Genomic DNA, 17,068 nt, shown 5'->3' with positions numbered 1-17,068 from the left:
CCTCAGGCGGCAGCGGCATGGATGGCGGCGAACGAACGCACCGGGAGATTGGTCGGGATCTCGTTCATGCCGATCACCGCGACGTAGGGCATCGAACGATGCAGCAGTCCGCGCAGCGAACGGCGCACCGGCGACGGGCACAGCACCACCGGCGGCAGGTTGCGGCCCATCATCGCTTCGACCTGGCGGGTGATGTTCTTCATGAAGGCGTCGAGCTGCGACATTTCGTTGAACGGCGATGCGCGCTGTTCGCCCGGACGCACGTTCGCGAGCAGCGCGCGCTCGAATTCCGGCGCCAGGGTCAGCACCTGCAGATCGCCGTTGCTGTCGCGCAGCCCCTGGCAGATCGCGGCGCCGAGCCGTTCGCGCACGCGCTCTGCGAGGTCTTCCGCGCCCTTCACGGTCTTGCCGGCGTCGACCAGGGTTTCGAGGATGGCTTCGAGATTGCGGATGCTCACCTGCTCGCGCAGCAGCAGCTGCAGCACCTTCTGGATGTCGGAATAGCTCATCACGCCCGGCACCAACTCGTCGATCAGCGAGGCGTGCTGTTCGCGCACGCGCTGCAGCATGCGTTCGACGCTGGCGCGCGTCAGCAGATCGGCGGACTGGCGCTTCACCACTTCGCCGAGATGGGTCATCAGCACCGTGTCGGGATCGACGATGGTGTAGCCCGCGGAGCGCGCGGTCTGGCGCAGCGTCTTGGCGATCCACTGCGCGGGCAGACCGTAGGCCGGATCGCGGGTGTCCGGGCCTTCCAGCTTCTGCCGGCTGCCGCCGGGATTGATCGCCAGCAGGTGGTCGAGCATCAGCTCGCCGCCGCCGACGCGATTGCCATGGAAATGGATCTCGTAGCCGTTCGCCGGCAGTTCGCTGCGCGCGGTGGCGCTGAGCTTCGGCATCAGGAAGCCGAGATCCTGCGCGATCTGTTTGCGAAGCGTCGCGACGCGCTGCTGGAAGTCGCTGTCCTCGCCGGCGAACATCGAAGCCAGTTCGGCGCCGTAGCGCACTTCCAGCGGCTCGATCCGCATCCACTGCTGGATCTCGTCGCCCGCCTTCTGCTGCGCGGGCGTGGTTTCGCCGGCATCCTCTTCGGCCTGTTCGGCGGTGCGCGCCGCGCGCAGGCTCATCCAGACCAGCCCCCCGAGCGCGAACAGCACCACGATCACCGGAACCTTCGGGAAGCCGGGCAGCAGCATCACCAGGAACAGCGCGAGGCCGACGATGATCAATGCCTTCGGATTCGCCAGCACCTGGCGCGGAATCTCGGCGCCGAGCTGGGCGTCGGCGGCGGCGCGGGTGATGATCACGCCGGTCGCGACCGCGATCACCAGCGACGGGATCTGGGTGACGATGCCGTCGCCGATGGTCAGCAGGGTGAACCGCTGCACCGCTTCGCCCCAGGGCAGACCGAGCTGGGCGATGCCGATCGCGAGGCCGCCGACGATGTTGACGAGGATGATGATGATGCCGGCGATGGCGTCGCCCTTCACGAACTTGGTCGCGCCGTCCATCGCGCCGTAGAAGTTCGCCTCCTTCTCGATCAGCGCGCGGCGACGACGCGCTTCGTGCTCGTCGATCAGCCCCATGTTCATGTCGGCGTCGATGCTCATCTGCTTGCCGGGCATGCTGTCGAGGGTGAAACGCGCGGCGACTTCGGCCACGCGCTGTGCGCCGCTGGTCACCACCACGTACTGCACGACGACCAGGATCAGGAATACGACCGCGCCGACGATGTAGTTGCCGCCGACCACGAATTCGCCGATCGCGTTGATCACCCGGCCGGCGTCCGCGCCTTCCAGGATCAGGCGCGTCGCGGAGACGTTGAGCGCCAACCGGAACAGCGTGACCAGCAGCAGGATGGTCGGAAAGGTCGAGAATTTGAGCGGCGTTTCGGTGAAGAAGGTCACCAGCAGGATCAGCAGCGCCATGCTGATGTTGGCCACCAGCAGGAAGTCGAGCAGCGGCGACGGGATCGGCACGAACAACACCGCCAGCACGCCGATGACCAGCGCGATCAACAGCATGTCGCGCTTGCCGGTCCACAACTGGAGGAACAACTGTCTCATCCGCCCATCTCCCGCTTCGACGCCCAGATTTCACGATAGATCGGCGCGAGCGCCGCGTACTGATCGGCCGGCACCATGCCGTCGATCTCGCATTCCCGATACAGCATCCGCGCGAGCTTCGGCGAGCGCACGATCGGCACCCGATGCCGCGCCGCGATCGCGCGGATGCGCGCGCTCAGCACGCCCGCGCCCTTCGCCAGGATCACCGGCGCCAGCGTTTCGCCGGGCCGGTAGCGCAGGGCGACCGCGACGTGCGTGGGATTGGTGATGATCACGTCGGCCGACGGCACCTTGGCCAGCGCGCGGGTCTTCTTCAGCAGTTCGCGCAACTGCTGCTTCTGCTTGGACTTCACCGCCGGGTCGCCGTCGCGGCGCTTGATCTCGTCCTTCAGCTCGCGGCGGCTCATGCGCATCTTCTTCATGAACTCGCGGCGGGTGAACAGCATGTCCACCGCCGCCACCAGCGCGAGCGCCAGCAGCGTGTAGATCGAAGCCTTGACGAAGGCGCCGTGCAGCAGCGAACCGGCGCGCTGCGGCAGCGACATCGCCACCGCCTCGGCCAGCGCAGCGGCGCGGGTGATCATCACCCAGCAGATCGCGCCGAGCAGCGCGAACTTGACCGTGAGCTTGCCCAGCTCCCACAGCGTGCGCATCGAGAACACGCGCTTGAGGGTCTGCATGGGATTCATCCGCTTGAAGTCCGGCTTCAGTGGATGGGTGGTGAAGATCGGTCCGGTCTGCAGCAGATGGCCGAGCACCGCCGCGACCAGCAGGCCGAGCAGCAGCGGCGTCAGCGCCTGCCACACCGGCGCGTAGGTGTTGGACATCCAGCCGACGAAGGCGCCGTCGAGCGATTTCACGTCGCCGGCGACCGAGATCATCCGCCGGGTCGCGTTGGCCAGCGCCAACGCCACGCCCGCGCCGGTGAGCCCAACGATCGCCGCGAAGACGATCATCACCACGATGCCGGAGACTTCGATGCTCTTCGCGACCTCGCCGCGCTTGCGCGCTTCGTCGAGACGGAACGGGGTCGGCTCTTCGGTCTTGTCCTGATCGCCCTGCGACACGGTCAGCCTCCCATCATCGCGGGGACGCGCGAGAACGCGTCCTGGTAGAGGCGCAGCATCAGCGCTGGCGCATAGCGCAGCGACACCACCAGCAGCAGGATCGCGGCCAGCACCTTCAGCGGCAGCGCGAGGAAGAACACGTTGGCCTGCGGCATCGACCGCGTGGCGTAGGCGACGCCGACGTCGATCGCGAACAGGCCCAGCAGCACCGGCAACGCGACCATCAATCCGAGCAGGAAACTGCTGCCGATCAGGCCGAAGAAGCCTTCGGCGCTCGGGCGCATGCCGAGCCCGCCGATCGGCAGCACCTGGGTACTGGCGACGAGGCCGCGATAGAGTTCCAAGTGCATGTCGAGGGTGAAGAACATCACCGTGCCGAGCAGCATCAGCGCGGTGCCGAGCAGCGATTGCGGATCGCCCTGCCCGCCCGGATTGAACAGCGTGGCGGCGCCGAGACCGGCCTGGATGTCGATCAACCAGCCGGATGTGTGCAGCGCGGCCTGCGGAATCATCACCACCAGCCCGAAGACCATGCCGATCGCGAGTTCGCCGAGCGCCGCGGTGATCCAGCCTGCGGCGCCGCGCGCTTCCAGAGAGAACGCACTGTCGGGCAGCGCCAGCACCGTCAGCCATGCCAGCGCCATCGCGAACACGATGCGCACCAGCGCCGGCGCCCAGCGCAGCGGCGAAAAGCCGGGCAGCACCACCGCAGGCACGTAGCGCAGGAACGCCAGCACCAGCAACGCGGCGAAGTCCTCGATGCGGTCCACGGTCAGAGCGTCCCCGCCAGTTCGAACAGGCGCGTCGACAGCTCCATCGCGACCGAGAGCATCCAGCTGCCGAGGCCGAGGCAGACCACCAGCACGACGATGAGCTTGGGCACGAAAGTCAAGGTCATTTCCTGGATCTGCGTCGCAACTTGGATGATCGAAATGATCAAACCGACCACCAGCGTGGCCAGCAGGATGGGGGCCGACATTTTCGCGGCCGACAGCAACATGTCCGTCAGAAGACGGATGGCGAGATCGGAATCCATGGAACCCCCGTCAGCGCGGACCGGCTGTGAGCGTGCTCTTCAGTCGTTGGGCGAATTCGCGGACCGGCAGCGCGGCGAACGCACTGTGATCCGGAAGGAGTTTCGCGATCGCAGCTTCCGAACCGTCCGCGTCCCCACGCGCCTCCATGAGCAGCGCCTGTGCGTAGCGCGCGGTCACGGCATCGGGATCGAGGCGCAACGCGCGCCTGACCGACAGTTCGGCCTCGTCGAGATCGCCGCGGAGCACCGCGACGAGCGCGAGCCCGCCATGGGTGTCGCCGAAATTGCGATCGACGTCGTAGGCCTTCCGGTAGCTGACTTCCGCACCTTCGCGATCGCCGCGAAGGAGCTGATTCCAGGCAAGTGCATGCCAGGTGCCGATGTGGTCCGGCATCGCGACCACCGCGTGTTCGAGCACTTGGCCCGCCTGCGGCAGATCGTTGCGCAGCATCAGCAGCTGGCCGTAACCGGACAGCGCCCGTCCGGAATTGGGATGACGCGCCAATGCGCGCTCGAAGAAGTTCTGCGCAGGATCGAGATCCTGTCGCCACAGGCTGATGGTCGATGCGACCAGCAGCGCTTCGTGCTGCTGCGGATCGCGTTCGAGCGCATCGCGCGCGGCCTGCGCCGCGGCATCGAGCTGGCTGTCGTCCAGCAGCGCCAGCGATTTCACGCCCATCGCCTGCGCATCGTCCGGACGCATCGCGAGCGCGCCATCGGCATCGAGCGCGGCCTGCGCGTAGTCGCCGAGCATCGCGTTGACGCGCGATTTCAGGATCAGCAGTTCAGGCGATGGACCGAATGCGGCGAGCGCGGATTCGAGCGTCGCCATCGCCGCCTGCGGTTCGCGCATGCACAACTGCGCGAAGGCGAGATCGTGGCGGACGGCGACGGCGTCGTTGCCCGATTCGATCAGGGACGCGTAACCGGCAGCGGCCGCATCGTAGGCGCCGGTCGCGAGCCGACAGCGCGCGAGCCGGAAACGAACGCCTGGCGACGGCATTGCGGTTTCGGTGAAGGATTCGAGGATTTTCATCGCTTCATCGATCTCGCCCGACGCGGAAAGCGCGTCGGCAAGATCGCAGGCGATGTCTTGGTTATGTGGGTCCTGCGCGAAAAACTCCCGTAAACGCGCAGCCCGCCCTTGATGCGTGGCCATCAGGTGATGTGTCTCCGTGTGGTGTCACCCCGGAGGCTTTCATCCCCATGAAAGCCTGTCAGGTCTTTTTGCTCCTACGCGAAGGAACATCCCCTGTCAGCAAGACCGAACTCCAGTGAAGCGCTAACGCATCGCGTGGGACATACGCTAGCGGTCTTCCGGAAGGCTGTCAACGTCACACTTTGCTCACGTCAAACCTGCAAATCGACGATCAACCGATTGAAAGCATTACGAAAACGATCGTCGGCCGCCATTGCCCCCGCGATGGTCTCCACCATCGGTTGCCACTCCGCGTGCTCGCGCAGTTCCTGGCCGAATTCCCACAGCAGGACCGCCTTCACCACCCGTCCGCGCACCTGTTCGAGCGCGTCGGCATCGTCGACGCCGACACCGCGCACGATCTCGACGAGCTGCTTGCGCAGTTCGTCGGGATCGCGTTTCGCTTCGTGCGCCGGCACCGATGCGTTTTCGACATCGTCCGCATCGCGCTTGCGTCGCGAATCGCCGCTCTTGCGCGACATCTCCGCGCGCAGCGCGGCGATCTGCGCGGAGAGCGACGAGAGCCGATCGATCGTCACTCGGCGTCGCCGGAACGGCCGTAGCCGTAGCCTGCGAGATAGGCCGGCGCCGACGGCGTTTCGGGCGCGGCGACCGGCGACGCTTCGGCTGCAGCGCTCTGCAGCAGATTGTCGCGCAGGCGCTGCATGTCGCTCATCAGCGCGGGAATCTCCTGCGGAAGCGCGAGCCCCTGTTCGAGTTCGCGCAGGCCGGTCTGCGCATCGCCCGCAGCGAGCGCGGACATGCCGCGCGCGTAGGCCGACAGCGCATCGGCGCCTGAAAACAGCGGCGACAGCACGTCGCGCGCTTCGTCGGCGGCGCCCTTCATCGTCAGCAGTTGGCCGAGCTGGAAACGGGCGATGGAGAAGTCGGGAGACATCGCAACGACGGTGCGGAATCCGGATTCAGCACGATCGAACAGACCGATCTGCGCATGCTGCGCGGCGAGCAGATAGGTGGCATGGAGATGTCCCGGCTCGCGCGACAACATCTGCTTGAGCATCGAGATCGCCTCCGAATCGCGACCTCCATTGATCGCATCCAGCGACAGTCGCAACAGCTCCTCGTTGTCCAGATTATCGAAATTCATGGCGAATCCTGAAGCCTCGGTAGGGTGGGCTCATCATAGAGCGAGTCGCGCGGGTTTTGTCATGCGCACCCGCGACGCGCGATGCTGCGCAGCCCGCAACGAATGAAGAGGGTTTCGTGCGTGTCCACGATCCGGCGCTCATCGTTTGCGCCAGGCGCGCACATCACGATGCGTGCCGACGCATGCGATCGATCTGCGCATGGCACGCTGCAACGAACATGAACGCCATCGACGGGTGCGGAGGCGGCACGAGGCACTCCCGGAGACGAGAGTCGCCGTGGTGGCGCTGGGGATACGGCATGCCTCGTGCCGCCTCCACCCAGTGCATATCGCGCGATTGAAGAAAAAGTTTAGGGTCGACTGCAGGAAGCGGTTGAAGACCCGCGGTTTATGTGGCGAAAGTCGCTGTTTCGCCGGTCGCGGGCGACCGTTTCGCCCATTCAGGCAAACCTGTCGGTGGCAGGGCGCGAACGCGCAAGAGCCGCACGAGGCGGCTCTTGCGTCCGGAATCTCCGCTCGCGGGCCGTGCAGCGGCGCGGCCCGCGACGGTCAGTTGCCCGCGGTGCCGTTGATGTAGGCGCGACTCAACGCATACGCCTGCGCACCGATTCTGCGTCCGAGTTTGCGGCCTTCGAGATCGCCGTTGCGGAAGTGGATACCGCCGTAGAGGCGCGAGATGCCGGCCTCGTCGGCTGCGGCCGAGAACGTCGGCCACGACAAGGTGACATCCTGCGCCGGCACCACGCCGGGCTCGACCAGCGAGAAGCCCGCCGGCACCACGACCGAGTTGGGGAAGCTGTCGCTGCCGGTGAACAGCTTCAGCACTTCCGCAGCCGACGCACTGAAGGTGCTGTGGCCCGATACGTGTTCGGAGAACGGCGGCGTGATGAAGGTCGCGATCTGGTACGGACGCCAGTTCTGCCCCTGGATCCACTTCGTGCCCTGCCCTTCGCCGCCCCAGGCCAGGATCGGCCGGTTGTTGAAGAGATGGTGGATGGTGGTCACCGGACGCGCGTAGTCGTACTGGCGCTTGTAGCCCCACACCGCGATGCCGGCGTCGAACATCGCATTGGTCAGCGCGAAGTGCATGCGGATGTCCTGCGCCAGCGTATGTCCCTTGCGATCCGACACCTGCTTCGCGAACAGGATCCAGGTGCCCGGCGGCGTTTCCGATCCCGGACCGTCGGCCCACCATTCGGCGATGGTCTTGGTGCGATCGCTCAGCGTTGCGCTGTAGGCGACGACTTCGACCGACTGGCGCCAGAATTCGAATGTCCCCAATTTCGCCGGTGCCGGCACCGCGAACTGGTTGTAGCGGCTGAGGCCGAATCCCTTGACGTTGCCCCAATGCGGCGTGAGGAAGGTCTGGACGTTGAAACCGCCGCTGCCGTTCGGCACCGCCAGCGGCTGCCAGCGCGTGGGATCGATGATCCGGGTCGGGGTATTGATCGGCACGTAGCCGGTGTAGTCGCTGTAGGGCGCGCCGCCGTTGATGTCGCCGAGCTGGTTCGAGCCATCGGCGCGACGGAACTGGATCACCGCGGCCGCGGCCACGTTGCCCACGCCCTGCGGCGTGGACAGATCGCCGGTGAAGTCGTTCGGGTTGTAGCCGAGACGCGCCATTTCGGCGTCGAACTGCGACTTGCGGGTCGGGAACAGTTCGACCAGCGTGCGATATGCGGCGTAGCTCATCGCCTTGCGGCGATTGGCGTCGGTGCGTTCGTTGGCGGGGCGGCGCAGCTCGCCGCCGAGTTGGGTGCCGTTGGCCTTGTTGTCGTAGGCCGCCCATGCGTCGTACATCGCGGTGTTCACGATCGCATTGGCGCGGGCGAAGATCGGGGGCGCCATCCGCGTGGCGCGGACGGCCTGCAGCGACTGGTCGTTCCAGTCGGTGACGAGCGTGGCGGATTGGGCGGCACCGGCGGCGCCGACGAGCAGTGCGCTGGCCAGGGCGAGCCTGGTCCTGATTCCTTGTTTCATGCTGATGTTTTCCGGGAGATGGATGATCGGGTGGCCCGTCGCCGCACAGCGACGGGCGGCCCCCTGCGCCTCCCGCCATGATCCGACGACGCCCCACGTCCATGAAGGCCGCCGGGCGACGTTCTCGCCCTTGAATCGGCATCCAGGCCTCGACGACGCACATGGCCGGTTGAAAACGCCCACGCGGCTCGAAGCACGGGTCAGAACGCGGAAATCCGCCGGAGGCGGACACGCGATCCCGGTGACTCGCGACCCCGATGCCTGGCGATGCGCCGCGGCCGGGGAATCAGGCGTCGCGCGATCCGCCGAGGGCTTTCAGCCACAGAATGCCGGCCAGCAGCAACGCCATCGGCAACAGCGTGAGCTGGAAAGCGGACTGTCCGCCGGTGCCGGCGAACACCTGGCCGGTCACGAACGATCCGGTGGTGCCGCCGAGCGCGGAGAACACCACGATCAGACCGGTCATCGCGGCGTGACGCGCCTTCGGCAGCGCGCTGAGCACCACCGAATTGATGGTCGGATAGATCGGCGCCAGGAAGAACCCGGTGACGGGCAACGCGAACGCGGCGAGCGGCGCATGCCGCCACCCTTCGCCGGCCGGTGCGGGCGCGCCTGCCGCCATCGGCAGGGCGATCAGCATGACGAGTGCGGTGGCGACCACGCAGGTCGACAGCAGCACATGCCAGGGCACGCGTCGCAGCAATTGCCCCGCGGTCAGACGACCAAGCGCGGTGAACGCCGCGAACAGGCTGGCCATTTCGACGCTGGTCGCCGTGGAGAGATGCAGGATGTCGGCATTGAACGTCGGCAGCCAGGTGCCGATGCTCTGTTCGATCAGGACGTAAAGGAATGCGGAAATCACGAACACCGCGACCAGCGGGCGAAGCGCCAGGCGCAACATGTCGGCGAACGCGCCGAGCGAACCCTGTTCGTCGCGCGCGCGCGATTCGTCCAGCCGCACGCTGGCGAGCAGTGCGATCGCGACCACGCAGGCCAGCGCGAGCCAGGCATAGGCCTGCAACCAGACCGGATCGTCCGGCGTGCGCTGCCGCTGGATGAAGGCGCCGAACAGCCACGGCCCCGCGAGCACCCCGACCATGAACCAGCCTTCGATCGTGCTGGTCAGACCGGCATGACGTTTCGGATCGTCGGTGAGCAGGCCGATGCTGGAATACACCGACACCTTCACCAGCGCGAACGCGACGCCGGTGGCGGCCAACAGCAGCTTGACCATCCAGAAGGTATTCATCGCCAGCATGCCCACGCAGGCGACCGCGACCAGCAGCAGGCCCGTCATCATCGCCCTGCGGTAGCCGAAGCGCGGCAGCCACGAGGCCACCAGGAAGGACACGATCGCGATCGGCAGATCCTTGTACGCATCGAGCACGCTTGCGGCCGCGCGGCTGGCGCCGAGGCTGGCCTGGCTCTGCAGGATCAGCGTACCGACGCTGTTGAGCAGAATCGCGAAAATCCCGTAGGTCAGGATCATCGCCAGGATCATGCGTGCATGCGTCGTGCGTGCATGCGTCGCAAGTGCCTGGGTCGTGCGTGTACGGGTCATGCGTGGCTCCACGGGGACGGCATCGGGACACTCGACCGGATGCGCATACGGTACGCATCCGACCGCCACAGCGGCGCTTCCCGCGGGAAGCGCCGCATGCGGATCACCAACGATAGGCGGCGGAGACCTGCCACGACGCGCCTTCGATCGGCCGCCCCATGAACACACCGCCGCTGGTGGCGTTGCCGATCACGCGCGCATTGCCTTCGGTCAGCGCGATCTCGTCGGTGACGTTGCGGCCGCTGAAGGTGAACTCCCAGTGATCGCCGACGTGCGCGCTGGCGCCGATGTCCCAGGTATCGTACGCCGGCAGCACCTGCCCGTTCGCGGGATCCGAATAGCGATCGCCGACGTGGGTGTAGGTCGCGAACGCCTTCACGTCGCCCCAGCCGGTCGTCCACAGATAACTGGGCGTCAGGCGCAGACGGAACTTCGGCTGACGCACCACCTGATTGCCGCTGAACGTGCCGAATCGACCGTAGTCGGCCCGGAGCCAGGTCGCATTCCACCCCAGATCGAATCCGCCGAAGGGACCCACCGCGCCTTCGAACTCGATGCCCTTCGCCTTCGAATCGCCGATCACCACGATGTTGTTGCCGGACTGGTCGAACGCCTGGAACGGCAGGCCGACGAAATCGTTGTAGAACGCGGTGACGTACACCTCGTAGGTGCTGCCGGCCGCCTTGAGGCCGACTTCGTACTGGTCGATCTCCTGGGTCTGCGTGGCGCGATCGCGCAGGTTGTCGAACGACGGGAACTTGAAGCCCGAATTCACCCGGCCGAACACGCTCATCGCATCGTTGACGCTGTAATTGGCGCCGACCGTCCACGACGTGGCGCTGTCGTCCTGATCGATGCTGCGCGGCGTGGTCGAGACCGAGGTGTTGTTGTCGTACAGCGTGTTCGGATTGCCGTCCAGATCCACCGACACCGGATCGCGCACGGTGCCGTCCACGGTCTGGCGCTCGTGACGGATACCGGCATCGAGGCGCAGTCGGTCGGTGGCTTTCCACTCGTCGGTGACGAAGAACGCGGTATTGCGGCCATCGTAGTCGCCGAAGATGTTGTAGAACGACGTGCCGACGAAGCCTTCGCGGGTGGCGATGCGGCCGTCCGCCAGGGTCAGATCGACCCGCCGCGCATGATTTTCCGCGGTCAGCAGCATGTTGTTGCCCAGCCACCAGCGATCCTCGGACGAATAGCGCGCATGGTACAGGCCGAAGGTCAACGCATTGCGCTCGTCGAAATCGATGCTGAAACGCAGATCGTTGGTGAACGAGCGCAGATCCTTGTCGACCACCCACCAGCCGGCGGTGAGGACCTGCTGGTTCGGATCGACCGCGGCGCCGCCATCGACGAAGCGTCCGCTGCCGGTGGTGCCGTAGGTGTCCGAGATGTAGTCGGCCAGCCGCACCGGATTGGCGCCGGTGAACAGGCCGTTGGTCGGCGCTTCGCCGCTGAGGACGTTGAAGCGGTCGCTGATCGTCCAGCGCCCGATGTTCCAGTCCAGGGCCGCACCGAACACGGTGATGTCGACGCCGCGTCCGTCCGCCAGATCGCGGGTCATGGTCTGCCCGGCGATGCCGGTGGGGAGAGTCACGCGCCGGAAATCGGGGCCGAGCAGCGTGCCGCTGGTCGGATCGATGCCGGGAAAGCCCGAGATATCGTCGCCACCGTTGCGGGACAGCAGCGGGATGCCGGTGTAGAACACGTTGCGGTCGTTGGTGTGGCGCGCGTACACGGTGAACTCGCCGTCGTCCCAGCGCCGGGTCAGGGTTCCGCTGAGCTGGCCGCCCTTTTCCGCAGGAAAACCGGGATCGCGCACGCCGTCGGTCTCGCGCCAGAAGCCGCCGACGCTGTAGAACCAGCCGCTGTCGGCGCGGCCCAGCGGACCGCCGTCGTACACGTCGAGACGCCGCAGCGCATCGCTGCCGAGGGTCACGCGCACGCTACCGTCGTGCTCGTCGCCGCCCTTGCGCTGGATGAAATTGACGGTGACGCCCGGCTGGCCGTTCGAATACACCGGGCTCGGGCCGCCGCGCAGCGCTTCGACGCGTTCGATGGTGTCGTCGATGCGGAACAGGGTCGTGTTCTCCAGGAACGACAGCGTCGGCGGCGGATAGATCGGCGAACCGTCGAGCTGCAGCGTGAAGAACGGGGCGTCGCCCTCGGACGGCATGCCGCGCACGAACACGTTCGCGCCGGTGCCGCCGCCGCTGGATTCCGCCCACACGCCGGGCACGATCTTCAACAGGTCGGCGGTGCTGGTGGGCGCGGCCTCCTGGATCTGTTCGGGCGATGCGGTGGTGATCGAAAAGCTCGCGTCGCGCTTGCTCAGGCCGCGGAATTTCGCGGTACCGCTGACGACGATCGCGTCGAGTTCGTTCGCGCTCTCGTTCGCGGCCTCGTCCGCGCCGGCCGGCGCAGCGCCCGCATCCTGCGCTGCGACCAGCGTCGGCGACAGCGCCGCGGCGATGGCCAACGACAGGGCATAGCGCATCGGAATCGTGTATCGCATGGTGTTCCCTCCTGGGAATGGATGTGTGGATGTGCCGAAAGACCGCGGTTTCTGCGACCGCGTGCCTCAGGGAATGACGAAATCGGAAAGACGCAGATGGGCGATGTCGGGCACCACCGCATCCGCCGGAGACAGAACCCCGGCATCGCCGACCCCGATCGCGGACATCCCCGCCGCATGGATGGCGGCGATGCCCGCGAGCGAGTCCTCGATGCCGATGCACACGGCGGGGGATACACCGAGGGCATGTGCGGCGGCGAGGAAGATTTCAGGGTCGGGTTTGGCGCGGGAGAGGTGCGCCGCATCGACGACATGATCGAACTTGTCGGCGATGCCGAGATTCCGCAGCAGCAGCGCGGCGTTGCGGCTGGCCGAAGCGACGGCCAGCTTCAGGCCGCGTCGGCGTGCGTCCGCGAGCAGCGCATGGACGCCGTCGAACAGGCGATCCGGCGTGATGCCGCCGATGTCCTGCACGTAGTATTCGTTCTTGCGCGCGGCCAGCGCCAGGCGCTCCGCGGGCGGATAGTCGCGCGACGCGCGTTGCAGCAGGATGTCGAGCGAGGCCATCCGGTCGACGCCCTTCATCCGCTCGTTGTCGGCGCGCGCGAACGGCACGCCGATCTCGTCCGCCAGCCGCCGCCACGCGCGGTAGTGGGTTTCGGCGGTATCCGTCAGCACGCCGTCGAGATCGAAGATCAGCGCGTCGCAGCGGCGCGGGAACGATGCGCGCGCGGCGGACCTGCGGTCCGACAATGCACGGCTCAGCGGCGCGTCGCAGCGCAGTTCCACGGTCTGTCCTTCGTGACGGATCGTCAGCGGTTCGCCTTCGTGCAGGCGATAGACGACCCCGGCACCGGTCACGTCCACGCGCAGACGGCGCCCGCGCCAGCGCAGACCGAAACCGTAACCGGGCCAGCCGGGCGGCAGGGTCGGCGCGAATCCCGGCATGCCGTCGTGAACGCGCAATCCCGCGAACCCCTGCGCCAGCGCCAGCCAACTGCCCGCCATCGCCGCCATGTGCGCACCGTGCGCGGTGTTGCCGTGCAGATCGTCGAGATCCACGCGCAGGCTGTCGAGGAAATATCCCAGCGCCTTGTCGGCATGCCCCACTTCCGCGGCGAGGATGGCGTGCACCGGCGCGGACAGCGTGGAGTCGTGGGTGGTGACCGCTTCGTAATAGTCGAAGCAGCGCTTCTTGCAGGCGACGTCGACATCGTCGCCCGCCAGCACCAGCGCCATCGTCACGTCGGCCTGCTTGCAGATCTGATGCCGGTACAGCGTGAGCGGGTGGTAATCCAGCAGCAGCGGCCGATGCCCGCCCGGCTTGGGCGGAAACGGCCAGCGCGGCTTGTCGAGAAAGCTGTCGTCCTGGGCGAACACGCCGGCGCGTGCGTCGTAGCCGAGGTACATCGCCTCGGCGGCGCGCGCCCACAGCGCAATTTCGCCATCGTCCAGTCCGATCCGCGCCGACAGCGCCGAGAGAGCGTCCGGCGCGTCCGCGCGCAGCCGATGCCATACCGCGACCGCCAGCCGCAGATGCTGCCGGGCCATGCGGTTGGTGTAGTGATTGTTGTCGACCAGGGTCGTGTATTCGTCGGGGCCGGTGACCTCGTGGATGCAGAAGGCACCGGCGCGCCGCGGATTGAAATGACCCGCCTGGGGCCAGATGCGCGCGGTCTCGAACAGCATTTCCGCGCCGGCATCCCGCAGGAAGCCGACATCGTCGGTCGCATCGAGATACAGGCCGATGGCGTAGGCCACCGCCGCATTGATGTGATAGGCCGCGGACCCGCTGGGATAGTGCGCCGAGCATTCGTCGCCGGCGATCGTGCGCCAGGGATACAGCGCGCCGCGCGGATGATTCATTTCGCGCGCATGGGCGCGCGCCGCATCCAGCGTGCGATGGCGGAACGACAGCATCGCCCGCGCGACGTCCGGCACCAGCAGCGCCATCGCCGGCAGCACGAAGGCCTCGGTGTCCCAGAAGCAGTGTCCCTCGTAGCCTTCGCCGGTCATGCCCTTGGCGGCGGTCCCGTCGATGCCGTTGCGGCCGGCCGACTGGAAGATGTGGAAGAGATTGAAGCGCAGCGCGCGTTCGATCGCCGGATCGCCCGGAACGGCAATATCGGCATCCATCCAGAACGCCGCCATCGCCGCCGCCTGGATCGCACCGATGCCGAGAACGCCTTCGACGCAGGCGCGCTGCAGCGCATCTTCGGTCCGCGCGCGCAGACCCTCCACGCGCGGACCGCTGGCATAGGCGACGAACTTCTCCAGCACGATTTCCCGCCCGGACCGCATCTCCGCGGCGAAGCGCTGTACGGCCCGGCCATCGCCGCAGGCGTCGCCGGCCGGGTGCAGGCCCGGGCCCGGCGCATGCCGCTGCGCGGCGATCACGTGGAGATCGCCGTCGCCGCGCGCTTCGTGGATCCAGCCGGTGTCGCCGTCGACCTGCGCCGCGAGGCAATGCAGGCGCTCGGCGTTGCCGGCGCCGATGCGCGGGTCGTCGCCCTGCGACTGCGCCGGGCGCGCGGTGTCCAGCGACGACAGCAGCAGCACGTTCCCGTCGTGATCGATCGAACGCAGCACGAAGCGGATCGCGAGCACGTCCGGCCACCCCAGCGGCACGATCCGCTCGGCGCGGATCTCGAACGTGGTGCCGCGAGCGGTGCGCACGCGCATGCGGCGGCGCAGACGACCGCCGCGCAGATCCAGCTCGCGTTCGCACGCCAGGACGCTGGCCGCGTTGACGACGAGACGTTCGCCGTCGACGAACACCGCGATGCCCTTGCCTTCCGCCACCGGGACGCGCGTATCGCTGTTGCGCGCGAATCCGGCGAGCCGCTCGTGGTAGTGGATCGGCGAACGCGCATGGACGCCGGCGAGGAAGGTGCCGTCGGTCGGGCCGACGGCCTCTTCGAAGCCGGCGCGGACACCCAGCGATCCGTTGGACAGCGCGAACAGCGTTTCTTCCAGCGCCGCCTGCGTCGGGTCGAAACCGGCGCGATGCATCCGCCACACGCTGTCCATCGGGCCGGGGACCGGGCTGCTGTCTGCGTCCATCGTCGATTGCCCACGCTGCGGCTCGTTCACGCCAGTCCTGCACTTTTCGACTCGCCCCGGATGGGCGGCGCAACCTTAGGCATCGCATGTTATCGATGTCAAGATATCGATAACAAATATCCGTGCAGACATGCGACAGCAGGCTGGCCGCCAGGCCATGCCTGGCAGCAAGCCACTGATTTCAAGATCTTTCATGGAGAATCCGGAAGCGTTTCCGGGGCATCGGACAGGTCGCGATTGCTGCGACGCAACAGCCGTGTGCGTGATCCGTGCCGCCCGACGGATCAGGTCGCGCGCACCACCAGCCGGGTGGGCAACATCTCGGACTGCGCGACGTCGCCGTCGATCAGCGCGCGCACCTTGCGGGCGAGCAGGACGCCCGCTTCCACGAAATCCTGGTGGACCGAGGTCAACGCCGGGACGTAGGTCGCGCCCAGCAGGGTGTCGTCGAAGCCGGCGACCGAGACCGCATCGGGAACGGCGCGACCGAGTTCGACGAGCGCCCGCACCGCACCGATCGCGAGCAGATCGCTGGCCGCGAACACCGCATCGATGCCGGGATTCGCGTGGAGCAACGCGCGCGTCGCATCGGCACCCGCGGCGACCGTGAACGCCGGCACGGTCGCCATCGTGGAGACGATGCCCGCGCGCGCCAGCGCCTCGGCGAAGCCTTCGTGGCGCTCGGCGAACTCGCCGTGGGCAGAATCGCCGAGGAACGCCGGATGCCGACGGCCGAGCGCGATGAAGCGCTCCGCCACGTGGGCACCGCCGGCGCGGTTGTCGCTGCCGACCACCACCTGCGACTCGTGGCGGCTCACCGCGCCCCAGACCACCATCGGCCGGCCCCAGGACCGCACTTCGTGCATCGCATCCTCATGCGCGCCCTGGCCGAGCAGGATCACGCCGTCGGCCGCCTGCACCGCGGGCGTGGCCGCCGCCTGCAGCGAAGTCAGCAGGACGCTGTAACCGTGCGAGGTCAATTCCTGGGTGATACCGCCGAGCAGATCCAGCGGATACGCGCCGGACATCTGACGCTCCGGGCTGGGCGTCATCTCCACCACCACCGCGACCGTCATGCTGCGGCGGAGGCGCAGATTCCGCGCGCTGATGTTGAAGGCATAGCCATGGCGGTTCGCGATCTCGCGGATCCGCGCCCGGGTCTCGGGATTGACCAGCGGACTGTCGCGCAGCGCGCGCGAGACCGTGATCGCGGACACGCCGGCGATCGCGGCCAGATCGGCCATCGTCGGCCCCGTCTCGGCCGCGCCCGCGCTGCGCTGCCTGCGCTTGTCCGCGCGCGCGTCCCGGTCGTCCCGCTCGGCGCCGCTCATCCGCGCGGCTCCGTCGCGTCCGCGACGCTGCGCGGGGCGGAGACGGGTGCGGGCATCGGTCGAGTCGGCATGCCCGGAAATTACTCCATCGCCGGGCCGGATGCGAGCGCGACCATCGTCGATCCGTGAGGCATCGCCGA

General features: G+C 67.4%; 12 protein-coding genes. All 12 read right to left on the bottom strand.

Annotated elements, in window-relative coordinates; genetic code table 11:
• Window positions 1-2: 2 nt before the first annotated feature.
• The 12 genes from flhA to ABD974_RS19290 all read right to left on the bottom strand — a co-directional run bounded on the left by flhA (window position 3) and on the right by ABD974_RS19290 (window position 16,928).
• A complete protein-coding gene (gene flhA / locus ABD974_RS19345; protein WP_345304979.1) occupies window positions 3-2,066 on the bottom strand; it encodes a flagellar biosynthesis protein FlhA in 2,064 nt (687 codons plus the stop codon).
• Window positions 2,063-3,133 carry an EscU/YscU/HrcU family type III secretion system export apparatus switch protein gene (locus tag ABD974_RS19340; protein WP_345304978.1) on the bottom strand — a complete coding sequence of 357 codons (1,071 nt, stop codon included), beginning with the start codon at window positions 3,131-3,133 and terminating at the stop codon, window positions 2,063-2,065. The genes flhA and ABD974_RS19340 overlap by 4 nt, the downstream gene beginning before the upstream one ends.
• A gap of 2 nt (window positions 3,134-3,135) precedes the next feature.
• Window positions 3,136-3,903, bottom strand: coding sequence for a flagellar biosynthetic protein FliR (locus ABD974_RS19335; protein ID WP_345304977.1), 768 nt, complete (start codon window positions 3,901-3,903; stop codon window positions 3,136-3,138).
• 2 nt (window positions 3,904-3,905) lie between these two features.
• Window positions 3,906-4,169: a flagellar biosynthetic protein FliQ gene (locus tag ABD974_RS19330; protein WP_345304976.1), complete on the bottom strand. Its 264-nt coding sequence runs from the start codon at window positions 4,167-4,169 to the stop codon at window positions 3,906-3,908.
• Window positions 4,170-4,179: 10 nt separating this feature from the next.
• Window positions 4,180-5,328: a tetratricopeptide repeat protein gene (locus ABD974_RS19325; RefSeq protein ID WP_345304975.1), complete on the bottom strand. Its 1,149-nt coding sequence runs from the start codon at window positions 5,326-5,328 to the stop codon at window positions 4,180-4,182.
• Between the two features lie 191 nt (window positions 5,329-5,519).
• Window positions 5,520-5,906: a hypothetical protein gene (locus ABD974_RS19320; RefSeq protein WP_345304974.1), complete on the bottom strand. Its 387-nt coding sequence runs from the start codon at window positions 5,904-5,906 to the stop codon at window positions 5,520-5,522.
• On the bottom strand, window positions 5,903-6,475 hold the full coding sequence (locus tag ABD974_RS19315; protein WP_345304973.1) for a tetratricopeptide repeat protein: 573 nt from the start codon (window positions 6,473-6,475) through the stop codon (window positions 5,903-5,905). Before ABD974_RS19315 ends, ABD974_RS19320 begins: the two co-directional genes overlap by 4 nt.
• Window positions 6,476-7,024: 549 nt before the next feature.
• Entirely contained in the window at window positions 7,025-8,455 is a 1,431-nt protein-coding gene (locus ABD974_RS19310; RefSeq protein WP_345304972.1) for a vanadium-dependent haloperoxidase, read from the bottom strand.
• Window positions 8,456-8,741: 286 nt separating this feature from the next.
• On the bottom strand, window positions 8,742-10,016 hold the full coding sequence (locus tag ABD974_RS19305; RefSeq protein ID WP_345304971.1) for an MFS transporter: 1,275 nt from the start codon (window positions 10,014-10,016) through the stop codon (window positions 8,742-8,744).
• A gap of 103 nt (window positions 10,017-10,119) precedes the next feature.
• Window positions 10,120-12,534 (bottom strand): TonB-dependent receptor, encoded by a 2,415-nt coding sequence (locus ABD974_RS19300; protein ID WP_345304970.1) that lies wholly within the window; start codon window positions 12,532-12,534, stop codon window positions 10,120-10,122.
• Between the two features lie 66 nt (window positions 12,535-12,600).
• Window positions 12,601-15,597 carry a beta-phosphoglucomutase gene (gene pgmB, locus ABD974_RS19295; protein ID WP_345304969.1) on the bottom strand — a complete coding sequence of 999 codons (2,997 nt, stop codon included), beginning with the start codon at window positions 15,595-15,597 and terminating at the stop codon, window positions 12,601-12,603.
• Between the two features lie 284 nt (window positions 15,598-15,881).
• A complete protein-coding gene (locus ABD974_RS19290) occupies window positions 15,882-16,928 on the bottom strand; it encodes a substrate-binding domain-containing protein (protein WP_345304968.1) in 1,047 nt (348 codons plus the stop codon).
• Between the last annotated feature and the right edge of the window lie 140 nt (window positions 16,929-17,068).

The organism is Lysobacter hankyongensis (assembly GCF_039543145.1).
Lineage (GTDB): Bacteria > Pseudomonadota > Gammaproteobacteria > Xanthomonadales > Xanthomonadaceae > Lysobacter_I > Lysobacter_I hankyongensis.
The sequence above is the reverse complement of the archived record's forward strand: the minus strand, read 5'-3'. Positions and strand labels throughout refer to the sequence as shown.